The following is a 17,409-nucleotide window of genomic DNA, read 5'->3' as shown; positions in this document are numbered from 1 at the left end:
GTTTTATTATTCCAGTGGGAATTCTGACTCTAATCATATTTTTAATAATAATTGCATAAGTTTTTGTGTAGATTATTAGCAATTTGCCCATTTTGTCATACACTATATGGACATTTGACTAGGAGGGAAATCAGAGTGAAGATCCATATCGTACAAAAAGGGGATACTCTATGGAAGATCGCCAAAAAGTACGGCGTGAATTTTGAAGAGCTGAAAAAGTTAAATACACAGCTCAGCAATCCTGATATGATCATGCCCGGTATGAAAATAAAGGTTCCTGGACCAGGAGGATCCATAAAAAAAGAAGCCCCGATTATGGGCGTGCCGGATGCAAAAATCAAGATGGGTGCCAAAAAGGAAATGCCTATAACAGAACACCCTTTTGCGAAAGAAAAACCGATTACATTACCAGTGACGGAAGCACCAAAAGGAGTTCCTGTTAAGGAAGCGCCGAAAAAAGAAGCTCCAATCGTTGCACCCCCGAAAAAGGAATTACCTAAAGCACTAGCACCGGAGTTACCAAAAGTAATGGCACCACAGGTTGAAATTCCAAAGGAAGTGCCAGTTAAACCTTATATTCCAAAAATGCCTAAACCAATTATGCCGGAAATAGAAATAAATAAATATTATTTCCCTGTTCAGCAGCCTGCTCCAAAACAACTACCAAAACAACTACCAAAACAACTACCAAAACAACTACCAAAACAATTACCAAAACAACAGCCAAAGGAAATTCCAATGCAACAACCAGTTTCGATGCAACCACCAAAACAGCTGCCAAAGCAATTGCCGAAAGAAATGCCACATTTGCAGCCACAACTACCACCAAAACCAGTAAATATCCTTCCACAAGCTAAACCAATTGCTATGGAAAGTCCAGAATCAATTGAAAGTGTATCAATTTATCATACACACCAAGGAGGGTTTTATCAGCCAATGTATCCATATCATCCGAGTTGTTATTATCCTGTTTCTCCAGTCATGCCTGGCTCTGGATTTCATGGGGGATACCCAAGCCAGCACATGCCGTATCCACAAGTTCATGGCGCAGCAACAATGCCAATGCACCAAATGCCTTTAATGCCTAGCTATGGTGTAGCAGGAGTTGAAAGTCCAATATATATGGAATCTTCTTCGTACATGCCAATGCATCATCATCATCATCATCAGTTGCCGCATCATGTTCAGACATTACCAGCAGAAGCAGGAATGCAAGCACCAGCACCAGTAATGGGTGTTGCAGAGCAACAATTGCCTCTTCAACCAACTTACACGGCACCTGCAGTGCAGCCTGCATATGGGTATCCATGCCCTCCTTATCCAACTCATATAATCCCAGTTACTCCAGTCATGCCTGGCTCTGGTTTTTGTGGACCAATGCCTTATAGACACATGCCCTATGGTTATCCACAAATGGGAGAAATGCCACTAGTTCAGGGGGTAATGGAAGAATCTCCAGGAATGGCGCAAATGCCAATCATGCCATCGTATAGTCAAATGCCAATCATGCCATCTCAAAGCCAAATGCCGATTATGCCAACTCAAACCCAGATGCCGATTATGCCGACAGGAGCACAAAAGCCTCTAATGCCAGTAAAGGGTGCAGAAGCTGATTGCGGCTGTGATGGCGGTATTCCACAAATGTATCCTGGTGCATATAGTCCAGATTATCGCACAGAAGGCATGTACGATACGAATTTAACACCTCTGTATGGAGCACAATATGGACAGCCGCAAGAGCCATACATGAATCCATATGGAAGTCCTTATGGTTATCACCCGATGGATGACCATGCGTTCGAAATGCCACGAAGCTTTGAAGAAAGCAGTGAATATGGCGATTAAAAAAAATCATGGAGGAGACGATTTATTTCTTAGTCGTCTCTTCTCCTATTTACAAAAGCAACTCACAATCCAAATAGATAAAATAATTCCAATTAGAAAACATGTATATTTTGTAAAATCTAAAGAAACAAATTTTATTTTAAAAGGCTATTCTTCGTATAATCGTTTATTAGTACAAAATGATTTTTTATCAGCATTAAAACAAGAAGGATTTGAGAAGACTTATTCTTTCCACCAATTAGCTAAAAATCCACCGCTCCAATTCAGAAACACATTCTATGGTTGTCTTGAATTCATCCATCCATCTGAAAAGAAGTTTACGTATCATTTTCGTGAAGATCAGGAAGAAGGGCTCGAAGTATTATCTCAATTCCATGAAATAACAGGAAATTTAATAAATCGATTTGAAGGAATTATTCCTTCTTTTAAGCAATTGGAAAAATGGAAGGAAAGATCTGCCACGTTTTTATATAATCTTCCCGTTATTAAATATTATGTACAAAAGGAAATATTGGATGAGTTACTTTATTGGGCTGACTGGTCATTAGAAGGAATACAGGCGGAGTCAAGTTTTTTCAAAGCTGAGAAAGCAGCTATTCTTCACGGTGATGTGGCTCATCATAATTTTTTACGCTCGAAAAATGAAATAGTATATCTGATTGATTTCGATTTGATCAGCATTGGAAACCCAATTTCTGATTTACTACAATATGCGAATCGGATATTGCCCTATTTAAATTGGTCAATTCCTGAGTTATCTAAATATAAACGCTTTCATCCAGCTTTGAAGAAAAAGGGATTTTTATATGCACTAGCATATCCGACAGATATTTTTAGGGAATGGAATCGCGCAATTAGAGAAAAATCATATTTTCAGCCAGAAAGAAAGAAGCAATTATTTGAAATAACGATCGGACAATTTAAAGAAAGGAAGGAATTTTTTAAGGCATTACAAGAGAAAATTATAGAAATCGGCTAATTTATATTTATGCCCTTGAAAAAAGTACAGCAATCTCTAATTGGACGTAACTGTCAGAATGAAAGTCCCCCGATCCTGCCACCATATTAATGAGCATATTGCTAATGCAAGAGTGTAGACAAAGTGTAATTTGTTACCTTTTCAGGCATATTGCTCATGCTTGTTATATTAGCGAGGGGGGCTTTTCGCTTGAATAAGAAGCTATATGTTTTTCCAGTTGCAGCGATCATGTCACTAGGTATTGCTGGCTGTGGGATGAACGATGAAGCAGCAGTTCAGGATCGCTATAATGATTCCATGCAGCCAGTAGGCTACTATTCAAATGAGAACCATGATAATCGTGGAGGCAATGCCCAAATTCTTGATGGTGCAGATAATGACGGTCCAGTAACCGAAATGATGGATCATACAATGGGTGAAGAAGGGCAAGCATATCGTAATAACGGAAATAATACGTTCAGCCGAAATGATGAAAATTACCACGGACATTTAGGCTATAATGTACGCCAAGCAAAAAGCTCTTATTATGAAGCATATGATGGGAAGTTAGTTGAAAAGATTAATAAGGCCGCTCATGTAAGCAATGTTAAAGATGTCCAATCAGTTGTTAAAGGAAATGATGTCCTCATTGCAGTGCTTCTTGTAGACAATGATCGCGAAAAGGAAACGATAGCAAATATTCGTCAAGCAGTTCAACCGTATTTAAATGGGAAGAAAAGTACAATTGTAACAAATCCATCTACTTATAATCGTATAAAAGTAATTGATAATGATCTAAGAGATGGCGGTCCGAGAGATCAAATTAATTTAGATATTGATAATTTGTTCAGTACGAATGCAAATAAATAATGAATTATGAAGAGAGTAAAGCATCGTCGCTTTACTCTCTTGCTTTTTTACAAAAACATTGACTACGATGTATATAGTGTATATATTATATATATACACTATATAAAGTGCAGGTGGATAAATGAAAATAATAATTTCAAATACCTCAAAAGAACCTATTTATGAGCAAATCATTAAACAAATTAAGGAGCTTGTTTTAAAAGGAGAGCTGCAAGAAGGTGATTCACTGCCTTCCATTCGCCAGCTTGCGAAAGATTTGCAAATTAGTGTCATTACGACAAAGAGGGCTTATGAAGAATTGGAGAAAGATGGATTTATTGTCTCTGTAGTCGGCAAGGGGTCGTTTATTGCAAGTCAAAATAAAGAGTTATTAAAAGAGCGCAGATTAAAAATAATTGAGGAAAAGTTAATCGAAATAATTGAAGAAAGCAAAATCATCGATCTTTCAAAGGATGAGTTAATTGAAATGGTACTAATTTTGTATGGGGATGATGTGATATGACAAATGTAGTTGAATTTAAAAGGGTTACAAAATCATTTAAAAATTTTTCATTAAAGGACGTTTCTTTTTCAATTAAAAAGGGATATGTTACAGGTTTTATCGGTGCTAATGGTGCTGGTAAAAGTACAACGATAAAATTATTAATGAATTTATTAAGAAAGGAAAGCGGAGAAATAACCATTTTTGGTCTTGATCAAGATAAGCATAATCAAGCAATCAAAGAACGTATTGGTTTTGTTTATGACGAGAATTGCTTTTATGAAACGTTATCTATTCGTGAGCTGCGAAAAATAATTGCACCAATGTACCAGAACTGGAATGACGATATCTTTTATAAGTATATTGATCAATTTCAATTACCCGAGAAGCAGGTAATTAAAAGCTTTTCTAAAGGAATGAAAATGAAAATGGCAATTTCCTTTGCAATCAGCCATGACCCAGAATTCATTATTATGGATGAACCGACATCAGGACTAGATCCCGTTTTTAGAAGAGAAATATTAGAACTATTGCATGATATTATGTTAGATGAACAAAAAACAATCTTTTTTTCAACTCATATTACGACAGATTTAGATCGAATAGCAGATTATATAACATATATTCATGGAGGTAGGATCTTGTTTTCAAAGGAAAGAGATGAACTTCTTTCTGAATACGGAATTGTTAAGGGAAGTACTGATTTATTAGACAGTGATATAGAAAAGGAATTTGTCAGTATTCGAAAGACAAATGTTGGATTTGAGGCTTTAACTAGCGATGTGAAGAAATCAAAAGAGATTTTTGGTCATGAAGTATTGATTGAAAAGCCAACATTAGATGACATCATGTATTATACAAATAAGGGGGAGTTGACATGTACTCATTGATTTTAAAGGATTATCTTATGTTAAAAAGGATGCTTCTGCTAATAGTTGTAATTATTGCTTTTTTTCATATTTTGCAGAATCCCCCAACTTTAGCCATTTCAATGGCAGGCATTTTTTTCATCTCAAGTATTGGCAGCTTTGAAGATCGCAGCAATTCTCATATTATGTTAAATAGTTTGCCATTAAATCGAAAAAATATTATCTCATCAAAATATGTAGGGGCTCTAATTTTTGGAGTATTCGCAGTTATAATGTCCGTTATATTTCAAGCAGTGTTTTACTTTGTTTTTCATATTTACGATCATCCATTTCCAGAGGTTAAACATTTATTCATCGGTATGCTTTGTATCCTTTTATTTACCTCAATCTATTTCCCGATTTTATATAAATTTGGGGAGAAATATACAAGAATTGTTACGATGTTTTTAGTCATTGCTGTTATTGCGTTTGGACAAATAATGATGTATGTATTGAAAGATCAAGTGTATGAAATTCAGCAATTTTTAAGCCAGTTTACTGTGAATCAATTAATATTTGCTGGTGGCTTAATTATAGCAATCATTTATTTAGTATCTTGGTTTTGTACGATAAAAATTTATGAAGCAAAAGATTTTTAAATGGTATAAAACAAGGGGCAGAGCCAAAAGACTCTGTCCCTAAAGGTTTTGGTGCAAAATGTTTATCATATTCTTCAATTCAGTAACAGCAATTTGACCAGGTGCAGAAGCTTTTTTTGCAGCCCCAAATGTCAGTGCTGAACCGAATAACTCTCCTGCTAACCGGCTGATAACGCCTTGCCCGCTCATTGACATCGTAATAATCGGTCTATCGGCAAATTGCTCCTTCATTGTGCAGGTTGCATCAAGCAAGGTTAACACATCTGCGGCACATGTTGGCATGACAGCAATTTTGGGTAGATCGCCTCCAAAATCTTGGGCGCGAACTAATCGAGAAATAATTTCTTCTTTTGATGGAGTTTTCTTGAAATCATGATTAGAAAGAATGACATAGACTTTATGAGAATGGGCAAAATCGACAAGTTCTTTCACGATATCTTCATCATTAAATAACTCAACATCAATAATATCTACTAATCCAGTTTCTATAATGGCTTTATTTAAAGCTACATAATAATCATTGTGAATTTCCTTTTCGCCGCCCTCTTTCAAACTGCGGAAGGTAAATATAAGCGGCTTGGAAGGGAGGATAGAATGTATCTCTTTAATTGCTGTTATCACTTCCTCAATTTCGTCAACGTGTTCGAAATAATCTGCTCTCCATTCGATCACATCCATGTGAAGGGTTTGGAGGAATAGTGCTTCCTCTATTAATTGTTTTAAAGAACTCCCGATTAGTGGGACACAGATCTTTGGTACCCCTTCTCCAATCACGATATCCTTTACTTTTACTGTTTTCATCATTTTTCACTCCAAAAACAAATTCTATTTTTTTCTTAACTAGTAAGACAAACGAATTCTAAGTCTTGCTAACCCTTTATATTTTTTAAGGATTCTAAAATTTCAGCGGATATTTCTTCAGCACTTAAATTTTCGCATTCTATTTTAAAATGATGCTTCGAATATACTTCCTGTCTTTTATTAAAAATCTCTTCGATTTCTCCTAAGGATTTCCCTTGTAAAACAGGCCTGCTTTCAATGATTAATGGAATTCTATTTTTCCAGCTATCCCAAGGTAGGTGTAAGTAAATAACAATAAAATTGTCTATGCAGATATTTCTAATTTCTTCTTGTAAGAATGCTCCACCGCCTAGTGAAATTACAAGGAATGGTTCTTGACATAATTTTGTTATAAAATCTTTTTCTTTTTTCCTAAAATGTTCTTCTCCTAAAGTAGTAAAAATCTGAGTAATGGGCATTTGATATTCCTTTTCTATTTCTACATCCGTATCAATAAAATCACGGTTAAGTTTATTGGCTACTAGTTCTCCAATAGTCGTTTTTCCAACTCCCATAAACCCTATAAATACAATACTTTTTCCTTTTAAAGGAATTTTATGATTTGACAAAACTCTGTATCCCCCTATGTAAATGAATGAATAACTTGACATAATTATAGTTCTTCTTTGATGGGAAAAACAGTTCATTCTTTTCGAATTTCATTCCAATCAGTAAGTAAGTAGGTTTGTAAATTGTTAAAAATATCCGGATAAGCTAGATAAAAATGGTCACAATAGAGAATAAAGAGACAAGCTTTTAAGCACCGCCATTAAAACGAGGTGATCCATTTTGAGAACCAAATCGGTTTCTGTCATTATTGTAACCGCTGTTCTATTTTTTCATTTGCACTTAATTCCTTTTGATGGCTTTTTTGTAAATGCAAATATTGCATTAGCTAAAGAAAATATAGAGAATAAAAGGTCAATTGAGGATCCACTTCAAATAAGTGTTATTTTAGAACAAATGTATATGGATGGAGAAGTCAGTCAGGAAGTAGTAAAAGAAACAATTTGGTCTATGGAAGAGTTTTGGGCCAAATATGACAATTGGGAGCTTATAGAAATGGAAAAAGATAAAATTATCTTCCGCAGGTATATGGATGATATTTCACCATTATTAAAAACAAATGGCTATTTTGGCATTACAGATGATGGAGTTTTGACGATTTTTAACGGGAGACCTCATAAGTCGAATATCATTCAGTCTTTCTTTCAGATTGATTTAGGGCGGCTAGAAAGCAAAAAATGTGAGGAACTAAAAAAAGGCATTCCGATAAAATCGAAGGAACAATATGTCGAAGTGCTAGAAACCTTTAAATCATATTCAAAAGTTGAAAAACAGGCAAAGTAACCAGAAAAGCGGAAGCGCATCGGATGGGGAACATCGACTAAATACCGCCACGTCCTGTGGCGAACGTCGATGTCAGCACGTCCTGTGCAAGTCCGACAAGCATAAGGCATGACGGTGAGAAGGTTGTTCTTTAACCTTCTTGCCGTCATGACTTATGACCTCGAGGTCGACAAAAACGGGACGTCCTCCCAAAAGATCCCTTTTGGTCGTGCGATGTATCGCTGACGATGCTTTCCTTGTCCTGTCGCATTGTCGACACTAGTACATCCTGTACGTCGGGGCTAGGCGGCTGTAGCTAGACAGAAAGAAAAGCGGAAGGCGCCCGCATATCGGCGACAAGCATAAGACGAGCCGGCATAAAGGTTGTTCTTTAACCTTTGTGACGGATTGGCTTATGACCTCGAGCCGATGGCGCCTGAAGCCAGACAAATAGAAAAGCGGAAGCGCCAGGTAAAGGTGCTTCCGCTTCTATTATTCTACACTTGTAACAATATATTGCTCATCCACTAATTCAATAGAATAAATTTTATTTTCCGCTGTGTTGATTGTCGCTTTATTATTATCCCCTTCGATTGTTACATCATCTTGGGTTGTATCCAAAAAAGAAGGAGTGAAATATGGTTCTGCATTGACAATTAATTGCCCTTCAGGTGTTTTTTTGTCTGTTGCATAATGAGTATAGATGCTTTTTGCTACATCCTCACTATAATACTTTGAAAGAAATTCCACTGCTTTATTTTCATCAGAGAAACTACTATTAATAATAGGTGTTGTTCCGTCTGCTGCTGTTTCTTTATGGAATATCTCATTAACCTTCAATTCTGCTACCCTAACGGAATTATACATTTTGGATTTAACTGTATCTGTAAGTTCTTTCGTTTCTTTTTGATCAGTATCTGTTTTTGTTTCTTTATCTTTCGTAGATGAGCAGCCTGCAACAGCTAATAATAGAGAAAAAATAGTTAAAAATACTAAAAGTTTTTTCATGTCTGAATCCTCCAGTCAATTTAACAAGCTTTTCCATTATAGTGAAGGTTAAGTGATTTTTGCAACCTTTTATAAAACGAAATGAATTAAAATATGATACAATGATGTACAGCAAATTAGAGGAGCGAGTGTTTTGTATGAATTTATTAAAGGCCAAGTTGACTATATTGGGCCGGAGTTTATTGTAATCGAAAATAATGGAATCGGTTATCAAATATCTACTCCTAATCCATTTAGTTTTACAAAGGAATATGGACAAGAAGTAAAAGTTTTTACTTACCATCATGTTAGGCAAGATGTGATAGCATTATACGGATTTCATTCTCGGGAAGAGAAAACATTGTTTATTAAACTGTTAGATGTAACGGGAATTGGTCCAAAAGGAGCTTTGGCGATTCTAGCTTCAGGCGAACCTGAACAAGTAGTCCAAGCAATCGAAAATGAGGACGAAGCTTTTCTTGTTAAATTCCCTGGTGTTGGCAAGAAAACAGCTAGGCAAATGATTCTTGATTTAAAAGGGAAATTAGAAACAATCGTGCCGGATTACTTTCCAGATCTATTTTCTCAGGATAAGCTACAGTCTCTAGCCAGCAAAAATGCTCCAGAATTTGAGGAGGCTATTCTAGCATTGAAAGCACTTGGATATTCAGAGAAGGAAATTAAGAAGATTTCACCTGAGCTCAAGAACGAAAAGCTTACAACCGACCAATACATAAAGAAAGCTTTACAAAGTCTTTTAAAATAAAACTCTGTTAATGTAAAATATTGAATTTGCCTGAAGGATAATGCAGGCGGATTCATTTAATATTGTGAAATTGTGGTGATCGAGCGATGGATGAGCGGTTAATATCGAGTGAGGCTGACATGAATGAAATATCATTAGAGCAAAGCCTTCGTCCTCAGAACTTAAATCAATATATCGGGCAGGATAAAGTAAAAGAAAATCTTGAAGTTTTCATTAAAGCTGCCAGGCTTAGGCAGGAAACACTTGATCATGTTTTGCTATATGGTCCTCCAGGATTAGGGAAAACGACCCTCGCTACAATAATTGCTAATGAAATGGGTGTAAACATCCGTACCACAGCTGGCCCAGCCATTGAACGGCCAGGAGATCTTGCTGCAATTCTTACAGCTCTAGAGCCTGGAGATGTATTATTTATTGATGAAATCCACCGTCTGCCAAGAACAATTGAAGAGGTTTTATACCCAGCGATGGAAGATTTCTGTCTTGATATTGTCATAGGAAAGGGCCCGAGCGCAAGATCAGTACGGCTTGATCTGCCTCCTTTTACATTAGTAGGTGCAACAACAAGAGCTGGTTCTTTGTCTGCTCCATTAAGAGATCGGTTTGGGGTTCTTAGCAGACTTGAGTATTATAACGAGTCTCAGCTGAAAGAAATAGTGACAAGGACTTCAGATGTATTAGATACAAAAATTGAAGCCAAAGCAGCAAAAGAAATTGCCAGAAGATCGAGAGGGACGCCCCGAATAGCGAATAGGCTGCTTAGAAGGGTAAGAGATTTCGCTCAGGTGAAGGGAAATGGGGTAGTTGATGAAGGGCAAGCACAAGAAGCATTGGAACTTCTTCAAGTAGACCGTTTAGGCCTTGACCATATTGACCATAAATTATTAAGAGGGATCATTGAGAAATTCCGTGGAGGCCCTGTTGGTTTAGAAACAATCGCCGCAACGATTGGTGAGGAAGCACATACAATTGAAGATGTTTACGAACCATATTTATTACAAATTGGATTTCTTCAACGGACACCGAGAGGAAGAATTGTAACAGACCTTGTGTATCGGCATTTTCAAATAGAGCTGCCATCTCAATAAATGTGCAATAGAAGTAGGATGGATATTTCTTTGAATAATCTTCGAAGGAACAATCTGTTCTTTTACTTTTCCTAAGAGGCTTGAACTTTTCTAATGGATAATTTTTAATTTGTACCAAAAAATAGAGTAGAATATTGTAAAAGTTGGTGTCGCATGAAAGTAGAATTATTTGATTTTCATTTACCAGAGGAATTAATTGCACAGACTCCTTTGCTTGAGAGAACAGGAAGCAGATTGATGATGCTTGATAAAGCAACTGGAGATATTAAGCATGACACATTTAAAAATCTAAAAGATTATTTAAGAGCTGGTGACTGTCTGGTCTTAAACGATACAAGGGTTTTGCCTGCAAGACTATTAGGTGAAAAAGAAGGTACTGGCGCAAAAATAGAAGTCCTGTTGTTAAAGCAGCAGGATGGAGATATTTGGGAAACGTTAGTCAAACCTGCAAAGCGAATAAAAGAGGGAACAAGAATTGATTTTGGAAATGGTATATTGACTGCTATTTGTGTTGGGACTTCTGAACACGGTGGAAGAATTCTTGAATTCCAGTATGAGGGGATTTTCTATGAGGTCTTGGATCAGCTAGGTGAGATGCCGCTACCTCCATACATAAAAGAGCAATTAGATGATCGCGAACGATACCAGACAGTTTTTGCACGTGAACGTGGATCTGCAGCAGCACCTACAGCTGGACTTCATTTTACAGAAGAATTATTAGAAGAAATTAAAGATATGGGTGTGCATATTGCCTTCATCACTCTACACGTTGGACTTGGAACCTTCCGGCCTGTTAGTGTAGAGGACATTAACGAGCATGATATGCATTCTGAGTTCTACCAAGTAACCGAGGGAACAGCAAGACTTCTTAACGAGGTCCGTGATCATGGAGGCAGAATCATCACTGTTGGTACCACTTCGACAAGAACGCTTGAAACAATAGCAACTGTGCATAATGGGCGTTTTGAAGAAGGGAGTGGCTGGACAGATATATTTATTTATCCAGGATATGAATTCAAGGAAATTGATGGCATGATTACGAATTTTCATTTGCCAAAATCAACTCTTATTATGCTAGTTAGTGCCTTAGCAGGCAGGGAAAGTGTATTGAAGGCATATCATGAAGCCGTTGAAGAAAAATATCGTTTCTTTAGTTTTGGAGATGCAATGCTTATTTTATAGTCGGAAGACAGATTTACTTATTAATGAATAAGAAAGCATAACTTTTAGAGTTAGAGAAATGTCTAGTTTCAGCGCCTACCCCCGACGTACAGGAGGTACTAGTGTCGACAATGCGACAAGGACGTCGCGTTTTTGTCGACCTCTAGGTCATAAGCTTGTCTAGTTGCGGCTCCTAGGGACTCGAATCATAAGCCAATCCCTTTCAGAAGACAAAGAACGTCTTCTTGCAGGGCTCGTCTTATGCTGTCGTCCCTAAGCAGTCGCCTCCACATTTCGGTCAGTCCGCCAAGAAGGTTAAAGAACAACCTTCCTGTCGGCCAGTCTTATGCTTGTCGGGGGTGAGCACAAAGGAAAGCTTCTGCGAATAGGCATCGCAGGAACAATTGCCCTTTGATTGTTCCGAAGGCGCTTCCGCTTTTCTTAACTAGATTGACTTCATGGAAGGAGAAAAATAAAATTGACAGCAATTCGTTATGAATTAATAAAAACCTGCAAACAAACAGGCGCCCGTCTTGGACGTGTCCATACACCACATGGTTCATTTGATACACCAGTATTTATGCCTGTAGGTACTCTTGCAACTGTAAAGACCATGTCACCTGAAGAATTGAAGCAAATGGGTGCTGGCATTATTTTGAGCAATACGTATCATCTTTGGCTGCGTCCTGGGCAAGATATTGTTGAAGAAGCTGGCGGCCTTCATAAATTTATGAACTGGGATCGGGCTATATTGACTGACTCTGGTGGCTTTCAAGTATTCAGCTTAAGTGAGTTCCGAAAAATTGAAGAAGAAGGAGTTCATTTTCGCAATCATTTAAATGGTGATAAGCTCTTTTTATCACCCGAAAAGGCGATGGACATTCAAAACTCACTTGGATCGGATATTATGATGGCTTTCGATGAATGTCCTCCATATCCTGCATCATTCGAATATATGAAAAAGTCCGTAGAGAGGACTTCTCGGTGGGCGGAACGGTGTTTAAAGGCGCATAAACGTCCGAATGATCAAGGCTTATTCGGAATCGTCCAAGGTGGAGAGTATGAAGAATTAAGAACACAAAGTGCAAAGGACTTAGTATCGATGGATTTTCCTGGATACGCTGTTGGCGGACTATCTGTAGGTGAGCCTAAAGATATTATGAATCGTGTTCTAGAATTTACGACTCCTTTATTGCCTTCTAATAAACCGAGGTATTTAATGGGGGTTGGATCTCCAGACTCGTTAATTGATGGAGCTATCCGTGGAATCGATATGTTTGATTGCGTACTTCCAACAAGAATTGCACGTAATGGAACCTTAATGACGAGTGAAGGTCGTTTAGTTGTAAAAAATGCTAAATTTGCAAGAGATTTTGGTCCGATTGATGAGCATTGCGATTGTTACACATGTCGAAATTATAGCCGTGCTTATATTCGTCATTTGATTCGATGTGATGAAACATTCGGAATAAGACTTACAACTTACCATAATCTTTATTTTCTGCTAAAATTGATGGAAGGGGTCAGACAAGCAATCAGAGAAGATCGTCTTGGTGACTTTAGAGAAGAGTTTTTCGAAAAATACGGCTTTAACAAGCCTAATGCGAAAAATTTCTAATTGTAATATCAAAAAGATGGATTAATAAACCGAACTTTTTGAAAAAATTCTTAATCTTGAAAGGGGTGAAAGTGAATGGAGAATATGATAGCTACACTAGGACCACTATTGTTAATGTTTGTACTTTTTTATTTCTTGCTTATTCGTCCGCAGCAGAAGCGTCAAAAGGCGGTTGTGCAAATGCAGAATGACTTGAAAAAGGGAGATAAGATCGTAACAATTGGAGGTCTACATGGCTTAGTCGATGCAATAGATGAGGGTAAAGTAGTCATTAAATGTGGTGACGGAAGCCGTCTTACATACGATCGAGCAGCTATCCGCGAAGTAACAGAATCTGCTACCGGTGATATGCTTGCAAAATCTTAATAAAAAGAAGTGAGATCATGTAAAATAGATCTCACTTTTTTTTGCACGTTAAGAAAGCATAAATTGACAGCGCAGAAGATGATTCGACGTAGTTGCCAATTTTAGGAATTAAGTACGACGGACAGGACAAGGAATGCTTCGATAGCGATTATCATCGCACGAAGGAAAAGCGATAGCTTTTACGAGGATGTCCTAGTCGGGCGAATGCCACAGGACGTGGCATGTATGAGCGCGATAAGTGCAACTATGCCTCTGTCTTCGCCTTTCCAAGGCTCGCCAATCGGCGAGTTTTCTTTATGGAAAGGATAGAAGCATAGCAATCCTTCTTAAATTGCATAAAGAGAGCGTAAGAATAGTTAAGTGCATGTTTTAAGTAAGCTTCTTTCAAAACATGCTCTTTCTATTTTTAAGCATTTCTTGATTTATTGGACAAGTTCACACCAAGAATACCACCCATCATTGCAGTAAGGATAAAACAAATATGGTAAATCATTTGCTGAAAATTAAATAGCTTATCATATCCTAGGTAATGAAATAGGAAGATGATAATGGAGTAGATAATCCCTGTTAACCCTCCAAGAAGCCATCCCTTTTGTTTCCCTTTTCCTCCTGAGATAAATCCTCCAATAAACAGAGAAACAAAGGAAATCGCTGTAATGATAAATTGTAAAGATGATTCCTGAAGAGATGTAAATCTTAATAACATAGAAAAAATTAGACTGCTAAATATGGCAAGTAAAAAGACTGCAATGATCCCATAAAGGATTGCACCACTAAAATTTTTTGATTCTTCTATATTGTCCCTCTCCCTTCGGTCCTACGGATATAGCAAATTGGAATGATCCAATCAGCATGTTTCCTTAGTACAAGCATATTCACACAGAGCAAAAATAGAATCGAAATCTTAATTGCGATAAAGAATCATTTGTAAATTTTTAAAAAAATTTACAACATGAATACTTAGCTGTTGTAAATAATAAAAAAGAATGTCACAGAGGGGGAAATGGCATATGGCGGATTTTTCTATCATCATACTTCGGACAATTTTCCTGTATATACTAATTTTGATCATTTTTAGAGTTATGGGAAAGAAGGAACTCGGTCAACTAAGCATGATTGATTTTGTCGTTTCGATAATGATTGCAGAAATGGCCGTATTAGCAATTGAAAACCCAAATACTCCTTTATTTACAAATGTTCTCCCAATGTTATTACTTATGGCGATTCAAATCATACTTGCCTTTGCTACACTAAAGAGTAAGAAATTCCGAGATCTTGTAGACGGAAAACCGACAATTATTATTAGTAAAGGGAAAATCGATGAAGAAGCTATGAAAAGGCACCGTTATAATTTTGATGATTTGCTTCTTCAACTGCGAGGGAAGGATATTCGAAATATAACGGATGTTGAGTTTGCTATATTAGAAACGACAGGTGAATTATCTGTAATTAAAAAAGATAAAAAGAAGACTGGGAATATAACAATTCCACTTATTTTAGATGGAGTAATACAGGAATCTGGCTTAGAAAAAATAAACGAAACAAACCTTTGGCTTCGTCAGCAGCTAAGAAAACGTGGATATACAGATATTCAAAAAATTGCTTTTTGCAGTTTTGAAAATGGACAGTTTTATATTGATTTAAAGAATGAAAAAAAATAGATCGCAGGGTTGATAATGCTATTTTGTTATTGATTGGAGCGAAAGGCGCATGATCCTCGAAAATGCATTCGCATTTCCTTCGTGCGGTGTTTATTCGGGGGAGATTATTCAACGTCCTGCGGGAGAAGCAAGAAAAAGGGACCCCGCAGGAGCGCTCTTCGACGAGGAGCTTCTGGACCGCCTGCGATCGCTTTAGTGCCTGCAGCGGAAATCAACAGGGAAGTTTATCATAGCTTATCTAAAAGATAACTTTGATAGAGTCTTTCCTATCCATGGAATACGGCTAATTTCATCCTTGCTTACAAGCCCTAGAAGCAGAGTAAGAAGAGCATATATAACGGTTATCGTAATAGTAATAATCATCACTTGAATGACGAGGGGAATATTTACGTCTATATTTTGAAGGAGGCAAAAGCCCCCCCAACCAGAAGCTGCCATAACAAAAAAAGTTTTAACATAATCACGGATATAGAAAGTGAATGAAATTGCTTTTAGTACAGTTGCGAAATGGAGCAAAGTGACGAGAACAAATCCAACAAGTATTCCCATTGCAACACCATTGATCCCAAATGAAGCCTGACTGGCAAGTATGAAAATGACTGCTGTCTTTACAACAGCACCGATTAAACTATTGATCATTGCCGCTCTTGCTAAATTTAATCCCTGAAGTGTCGCCTGAAGTGGGCCTTGATAATAATAAAAAATAATGAATGGAGCCATGATCTTAATAAATTGAGCCCCACTATTCGAGCCATACATTACATTCATCAATTCTTCAGATAGGACATATAAAACGACAGCAGCTAGGCCCCCTGTTAAAAAAGTAAGACGGAGCGCTTGCTGCAGTCTATACTCAATTAGCTGCTTTTCATTGCGAGAATTAGCTTCACTTATTGCAGGAACTAGGGCGGTTGAAAGTGAATAAGTAATAAATGATGGCAGCATTAATAAAGGTAGTGCAAATCCTGTAAGTGCACCGTATTGCTTCGTAGCTGCGACTGCAGCAACACCAGCAATTGCTAGGCTATGAGAAACAACAATCGGTTCAAAAAACCAAGCTAGCGATCCGATCATTCTGCTTCCAGTCGTAGGAAGAGCAATGCTCATAAGTTCATTAAAAGTACTTTTTCCTGATTTTACATATTTAAAGAAATGCTTTCTAACTCTGAACTTCTTTTTTATTTTAAAGGTTGCCAATAAATATAATAATGAACTTAATTCACCAATAACAGAAGCTAACATCGCCCCAGCTGCAGCATATTCGATCCCATATGGAAGAAACGCTTTCGTCATTGCAGCGATTAATGAAATTCTTACAATCTGTTCAAGCATTTGTGAAATTGCTGCTGGCTTCATGTTTTGCTTTCCTTGGAAATAGCCTCTTATGACTGAAGAAATGGCGATAATAGGAACAATAGGCGCTATTGCCAGTAAAGGAAGATATGTTCTGGAATCAGTAAAAAGGGTATCCGATAGATATGGAGCAAGAATAATTAGTGCTGGAGTAAATATGGCTGATAGAGATATCGTTGTCGCTAAAGAAACAACTAATATTTTTTTCGTTTTAGCAGTATCCCTTTTTGCCTCCGCTTCAGCAACATTTTTTGAGATTGCTACTGGTAATCCGAATTGTGTGATTGTAACAGCAAGAATTAATGTTGGAAAAGCCATCATGAATAAACCGACGCCTTCTTCTCCTATAAATCGGGCAATGACAATACGATTTATAAATCCAAGCACCCTAGTGACAAGTCCGGCTGCTAATAAAATCATTGTTCCTTTTAAAAACTTCGACATTAAGCTCCCTGCCTTCTCAAAATAGGTGTTATCATATACAATTAACTATATGCAATCATGTGGACGAAGCATGACAAGCAAACAAGAAAATCCATGATAAATTATTTTATAACTTGAATTCTATTGGGGAGGCGG

The 17,409-nt window shown here is 37.2% G+C and carries 18 protein-coding genes; 13 read left to right on the top strand and 5 right to left on the bottom strand.

Annotated features, from left to right (window positions below):
• Positions 1 to 135: 135 nt before the first annotated feature.
• The 6 genes from safA to KHA94_RS14725 all read left to right on the top strand — a co-directional run bounded on the left by safA (position 136) and on the right by KHA94_RS14725 (position 5,661).
• A complete protein-coding gene (gene safA, locus KHA94_RS14750; protein WP_213102880.1) occupies positions 136 to 1,845 on the top strand; it encodes a SafA/ExsA family spore coat assembly protein in 1,710 nt (569 codons plus the stop codon).
• Positions 1,835 to 2,824, top strand: a complete 990-nt coding sequence (locus KHA94_RS14745) for a phosphotransferase (RefSeq protein WP_213102879.1) — start codon at positions 1,835 to 1,837, stop codon at positions 2,822 to 2,824. Before safA ends, KHA94_RS14745 begins: the two co-directional genes overlap by 11 nt.
• 189 nt (positions 2,825 to 3,013) lie before the next feature.
• Positions 3,014 to 3,673, top strand: a complete 660-nt coding sequence (locus KHA94_RS14740) for a YhcN/YlaJ family sporulation lipoprotein (RefSeq protein ID WP_213102878.1) — start codon at positions 3,014 to 3,016, stop codon at positions 3,671 to 3,673.
• 121 nt (positions 3,674 to 3,794) lie between these two features.
• Positions 3,795 to 4,175 (top strand): GntR family transcriptional regulator, encoded by a 381-nt coding sequence (locus tag KHA94_RS14735; protein WP_213102877.1) that lies wholly within the window; start codon positions 3,795 to 3,797, stop codon positions 4,173 to 4,175.
• Positions 4,172 to 5,044, top strand: a complete 873-nt coding sequence (locus tag KHA94_RS14730) for an ABC transporter ATP-binding protein (protein ID WP_213102876.1) — start codon at positions 4,172 to 4,174, stop codon at positions 5,042 to 5,044. The genes KHA94_RS14735 and KHA94_RS14730 overlap by 4 nt, the downstream gene beginning before the upstream one ends.
• Positions 5,032 to 5,661 carry an ABC-2 transporter permease gene (locus tag KHA94_RS14725; RefSeq protein ID WP_213102875.1) on the top strand — a complete coding sequence of 210 codons (630 nt, stop codon included), beginning with the start codon at positions 5,032 to 5,034 and terminating at the stop codon, positions 5,659 to 5,661. Before KHA94_RS14730 ends, KHA94_RS14725 begins: the two co-directional genes overlap by 13 nt.
• Positions 5,662 to 5,700: 39 nt before the next feature.
• Here the strand turns inward: KHA94_RS14725 and aroD are convergent, their stop codons facing one another.
• Entirely contained in the window at positions 5,701 to 6,465 is a 765-nt protein-coding gene (gene aroD / locus KHA94_RS14720) for a type I 3-dehydroquinate dehydratase (RefSeq protein ID WP_213102874.1), read from the bottom strand.
• Positions 6,466 to 6,530: 65 nt separating this feature from the next.
• Positions 6,531 to 7,112, bottom strand: coding sequence for a shikimate kinase (locus KHA94_RS14715; RefSeq protein ID WP_213102873.1), 582 nt, complete (start codon positions 7,110 to 7,112; stop codon positions 6,531 to 6,533).
• 178 nt (positions 7,113 to 7,290) lie between these two features.
• Between KHA94_RS14715 and KHA94_RS14710 the strand changes: the two genes are divergently transcribed.
• Entirely contained in the window at positions 7,291 to 7,851 is a 561-nt protein-coding gene (locus tag KHA94_RS14710) for an intercompartmental signaling factor BofC (protein ID WP_249365505.1), read from the top strand.
• Between the two features lie 471 nt (positions 7,852 to 8,322).
• On the opposite strand, the gene KHA94_RS14705 is transcribed toward KHA94_RS14710, so the two are convergent.
• Positions 8,323 to 8,838, bottom strand: coding sequence for an endonuclease (locus KHA94_RS14705; RefSeq protein ID WP_213102872.1), 516 nt, complete (start codon positions 8,836 to 8,838; stop codon positions 8,323 to 8,325).
• 133 nt (positions 8,839 to 8,971) lie between these two features.
• Here KHA94_RS14705 and ruvA point away from each other — a divergent pair, with 133 nt between their 5' ends.
• The 5 genes from ruvA (at position 8,972) to yajC (ending at position 13,816) form a co-directional block, all read left to right on the top strand.
• Positions 8,972 to 9,583, top strand: coding sequence for a Holliday junction branch migration protein RuvA (gene ruvA, locus KHA94_RS14700; RefSeq protein WP_213102871.1), 612 nt, complete (start codon positions 8,972 to 8,974; stop codon positions 9,581 to 9,583).
• Positions 9,584 to 9,669: 86 nt separating this feature from the next.
• The gene (gene ruvB / locus KHA94_RS14695) at positions 9,670 to 10,671 is read left to right on the top strand and encodes a Holliday junction branch migration DNA helicase RuvB (RefSeq protein WP_213102870.1); all 1,002 of its coding nucleotides are present in this window, start codon (positions 9,670 to 9,672) and stop codon (positions 10,669 to 10,671) included.
• 153 nt (positions 10,672 to 10,824) lie between these two features.
• Complete coding sequence (gene queA / locus KHA94_RS14690; protein ID WP_213102869.1) at positions 10,825 to 11,853, top strand: tRNA preQ1(34) S-adenosylmethionine ribosyltransferase-isomerase QueA; 1,029 nt, start codon at positions 10,825 to 10,827, stop codon at positions 11,851 to 11,853.
• Between the two features lie 457 nt (positions 11,854 to 12,310).
• Positions 12,311 to 13,450 (top strand): tRNA guanosine(34) transglycosylase Tgt, encoded by a 1,140-nt coding sequence (gene tgt / locus KHA94_RS14685; RefSeq protein ID WP_213102868.1) that lies wholly within the window; start codon positions 12,311 to 12,313, stop codon positions 13,448 to 13,450.
• A 75-nt stretch (positions 13,451 to 13,525) separates the two neighbouring features.
• On the top strand, positions 13,526 to 13,816 hold the full coding sequence (yajC, locus tag KHA94_RS14680) for a preprotein translocase subunit YajC (RefSeq protein WP_213102867.1): 291 nt from the start codon (positions 13,526 to 13,528) through the stop codon (positions 13,814 to 13,816).
• A 406-nt stretch (positions 13,817 to 14,222) separates the two neighbouring features.
• Here the strand turns inward: yajC and KHA94_RS14675 are convergent, their stop codons facing one another.
• On the bottom strand, positions 14,223 to 14,582 hold the full coding sequence (locus KHA94_RS14675) for a TIGR04086 family membrane protein (RefSeq protein WP_338030798.1): 360 nt from the start codon (positions 14,580 to 14,582) through the stop codon (positions 14,223 to 14,225).
• A gap of 244 nt (positions 14,583 to 14,826) precedes the next feature.
• Between KHA94_RS14675 and KHA94_RS14670 the strand changes: the two genes are divergently transcribed.
• Entirely contained in the window at positions 14,827 to 15,477 is a 651-nt protein-coding gene (locus KHA94_RS14670) for a DUF421 domain-containing protein (protein ID WP_213102866.1), read from the top strand.
• Positions 15,478 to 15,711: 234 nt separating this feature from the next.
• Here KHA94_RS14670 and spoVB read toward each other — a convergent pair whose 3' ends face one another.
• A complete protein-coding gene (spoVB, locus tag KHA94_RS14665) occupies positions 15,712 to 17,274 on the bottom strand; it encodes a stage V sporulation protein B (RefSeq protein WP_213102865.1) in 1,563 nt (520 codons plus the stop codon).
• Positions 17,275 to 17,409 lie beyond the last annotated feature (135 nt).

The organism is Cytobacillus citreus (genome assembly GCF_018343665.1).
GTDB lineage: Bacteria > Bacillota > Bacilli > Bacillales > Cytobacillaceae > Cytobacillus > Cytobacillus citreus.
This window is presented reverse-complemented; position numbering and strand designations above follow the sequence as displayed.